This is a genomic window from Pseudomonadota bacterium (assembly GCA_034660915.1).
Taxonomy (GTDB): Bacteria; Desulfobacterota; Anaeroferrophillalia; order Anaeroferrophillales; family Anaeroferrophillaceae; genus DQWO01.
The window spans coordinates 1-3,608 of record JAYEKE010000086.1 but is presented as its reverse complement, the minus strand read 5'-3'; the positions used below and the strand labels follow the sequence as shown (position 1 = coordinate 3,608).

Here is a 3,608-nt window from a genome sequence, read left to right as displayed (position 1 = left end):
CCATAAACTCCTTATCAACCAGGTACTCAAATCCGCCGATTTCATAGACATTATCATTTGCTTTTTTTTCATTATCGATGGCCATCGATATGGAAGGACCACCTCAGCCACCTTCCTGCAGGAACAACCGGATGGGCAACGGATCCTTGCCTTGAAAATAAGTGGCAATCTCTTTCTGTGCTGACTCACTAACTTCTAACATTGAAACCTCCTGTAATAATGATGCTTTGTGAAAAAACAATAATGTATTTAAAGATGAAACCAATATATGAATTTATATCGACATTGTCAATAGTAAAATCCTGATTGTTTTACTAAAGTTATCAACCGGAGAACAGCCATGACCTTTAAACAGTATCTCAACTTTCTGACTTGTATTGCCAGGGACACATCAGCAGGATGTTCTGGCTTGGCTCATAGCGGTATTGGCCGCCTGGTGGGGGACAGTTTTAAAACTGTCCCCCATTGTGATTCGCGGCGGACGCCTGGGGACATTGCTTTAGCGCGCCCCACAAGCCGGCCATGGACGGCCGGCGAGAATGAGCGAGAGCCATGCCGGAACATCCCTGTAAATTTCTTTCAGCTATTTTTAGAGCAATTCAGAAAGTTGAGACAGTATATAAAGTCAATTTTTTATCCATTACTCCTGATCCTCGTGATTTCATCACTTCTGGCTTTGTCTGCCTGCTCTCATAGCACCATCCGTCCGGCTGACAAAAAACAAACTGCCGACGCACTGAACCTGTTGATCAGCAAAGAATATACGATTAATAAAGATGGCAGCTATGATCTCCACCTGCATCTCATACGAAAAATTCTAACTTACAAAGGTAAAAAGGATTTCGCCGATTTCAAGTTCAACTATAACGACAGTTATCAATCGGTGAAAATCAACAAAGCCCAGACCACCAGCCCAAGTGGCTCAATTATAACCGCCAGTAAAAAAGAATACCATGATATACAGACACCCTGGACGGCCGGAGCCTCCATCTATTCACATAGCCGTCAGAAAGTAATCAACCTGCCATCGGTCACTGTTGGGGCAAACATTGAAGTTGATTTAAGCCTTCATTCACAACTGGGCTTCTGGACCAGTGAAATCTTTCGGCTAACCAACCCCATCAGCCGGAAAACTGTTTCGATTAAGGTTCCCAAAAATACTGAATTGAGTTTTTACCGTCCACCATGGATACCCGCTACCCAGATACAGCAGAATCCGGAAAACACCACCTATCTTTGGCAGGTCAAAAATATTCCCGCATTAACCCCTGAACAAATGATGCCGGCGGATGAAAATATGGGGAGCTGTCTTCTGGCTTCAACCTTTACCGACTGGCAGCAGGTTGCCGCCTGGTACCACAATCACATTATCCCGCCGCAAAATGGCAGGGGGAATATCCCTGAGGCCTTACAGCAAAACTCAGGTTTGGACTTGTCAACCGCAGACAAGCTGTATGAATCACTGATGCAGCGAACCACTCCCCACCCGATTGATTTTCTCTCAACCAGCCTGGTACCACAAAAACCGGAAACCACCATAACCAAAGGCCATGGAACCCAGATTGACCTGGCAGTGGCCTTTTACCAACTGCTGAAGCAGCAGCAAATTCCCGCCCGGCTGCTTTTTGTCAATACGCATGGAGTTATTCTCGCTGAATTTGGTAAAATGCCTTCTCCCGGCTTGTTAACCAATCCGGTTGTCCGCTGCCAAAACCGGGACTATTCTTTCCAACAGCAGGAGCTGCCTCCAGGATTCAGCAATTATGAAGGTCAACTGGCCCTCGACCTGACTGACGGAAAGCTGAAACCCATCATAACTTCCTTTCCCAACCGTAGATTCAGCAAAATCAGCCTGCGGCCAAACGGTCAGGGTCTGATCGAAGGGAACCTGCACACGGTTCTTACCGGCCAACCGGCCATCGATATCAGAGACCGATTGCGTTATCTCACCCCACAAGAGTTACAGGTGGCAACATCCCAACTCCTGCACGCCATTGATCCTTTGGCCAGCCGCAACACCCCCATCAAAAGCAGCGGAATTGATGATCCCGGACAACCGGTCACCATAGATTTTACCTTTATAATTCCAAGGGAGCTTCCTTTCTCCGGTGGCTACTATTTTCTGAATCTTCCCCAACCGACGCTTCCGGATGAATATACCACCTGCCGGGAAAAACGCCGTAACCCACTGCTGATAGAAAATAATTTTATCGCTGATCTTGAGTTGGATATCACCTTGCCCAAAGGCTATGTTTTTACTACATTCCCGGCCAGCAGCGACGGTCAATTGTCCAATCTTTCATGGAAATCTGCCAGTCGGGTTTTGGATGACACTTCCCTCACATGGACCCGAAATATTAATCTGAGCCGGGGTATCATTCCGGCTGATGAAAGCTACCGGCAATTCCGCAACGCCATGATCAAACTTTGTGAACCGGAAAGCCGCATGGTCATTATAGAAATAAGCAATTAGCCCTTAGCTATCAGCTGTTAGTATAATAACTCAACTTCCTGACTTGTGTTGCCAAGAATACATTACAGGATGTTCGGGCATGGCTCATAGCGGTATTGGCCGCCGAACGACGATGTGATTCGCGGCGGACGCCTGGGGACATTGCTTTAGCGCGCCCCACAAGCCGGCCTGTCTGCGTGCGGCACGCACAGGCAGGCCATGGACGGCCGGCGAGAATGAGCGAGAGCCATGCCGGGACATCCCTGGAAATTTCTTGGAACTGCTTAAGGGATAAAGAACCATTAGTTGCTGAAAGTCAGGTGATCTCCATCCACCTTGACCGACAGCTGATCTCCCGGTTTAATATTGCCCTTCATCAGTTCATACGCCAACGGGGTTTCCAGGTAACGCTGAATGCTGCGTTTCAGCGGCCTGGCGCCATACGCCGGATCATAGCCGGTTTCAGCCAGAAAATTTTCGGCTTCCGGAGTCAAATTCAGGCTGATTTCCTGTTCAACCAGTCTCGCCAGCAAACGTTTTAGCTGAATTCCCACAATCTGCCGCAAATCATCCCGTCCCAGGGAATGGAAAACCACCACATCATCCACCCGATTGAGAAATTCAGGTCTGAACTGCGTCCGTAGAGCAGTCAAAACCAGTTCCTTCATCTGGCCATATTGTTCTTCCTGACCCTGAAAATCCAGGATATGCTGACTGCCGATATTTGCAGTCATGATCACCACCGTGTTTTTGAAATCGATGGTCCGCCCATGGGAATCAGTCAACCTCCCGTCATCAAGAATCTGCAGCAGAATATTGAAGACATCATGGTGGGCCTTTTCAATTTCATCAAACAACAAAACCGAATATGGCCGGCGGCGCACCGCCTCGGTCAGCTGTCCGCCCTCATCAAAACCCACGTAACCCGGAGGGGCTCCGATCAGCCGGGATACCGCATGTTTTTCCATATATTCGGACATATCAATCCGAGTCATATTATTTTCATCATCAAACAAAAATTCCGCCAGGGCCCTGGCCAGCTCGGTTTTTCCCACCCCGGTGGGTCCTAGAAAGATAAAGCTGCCGATGGGACGATTGGGATCTTTTATCCCGGCCCGGGCACGAATGACCGCGTCCGCCACCGCACTGACCGCTT

The 3,608-nt window shown here is 48.4% G+C and carries 4 protein-coding genes; 2 read left to right on the top strand and 2 right to left on the bottom strand.

The genetic code is table 11. The features are described 5' to 3' along the window. On the top strand, positions 1-184 hold a 184-nt coding region (locus U9P07_05095), incomplete at its 5' end, for a hypothetical protein (protein MEA2108779.1). Positions 185-655: 471 nt separating this feature from the next. Next, positions 656-2,473: a DUF3857 domain-containing protein gene (locus tag U9P07_05090; protein ID MEA2108778.1), complete on the top strand. Its 1,818-nt coding sequence runs from the start codon at positions 656-658 to the stop codon at positions 2,471-2,473. Between the two features lie 10 nt (positions 2,474-2,483). On the opposite strand, the gene U9P07_05085 is transcribed toward U9P07_05090, so the two are convergent. Both U9P07_05085 and U9P07_05080 read right to left on the bottom strand, forming a co-directional pair. After that, complete coding sequence (locus U9P07_05085) at positions 2,484-2,633, bottom strand: hypothetical protein (GenBank protein MEA2108777.1); 150 nt, start codon at positions 2,631-2,633, stop codon at positions 2,484-2,486. 121 nt (positions 2,634-2,754) lie between these two features. After that, positions 2,755-3,608 (bottom strand): AAA family ATPase (locus U9P07_05080; GenBank protein ID MEA2108776.1); only part of this gene is annotated, 854 nt, incomplete at its 5' end.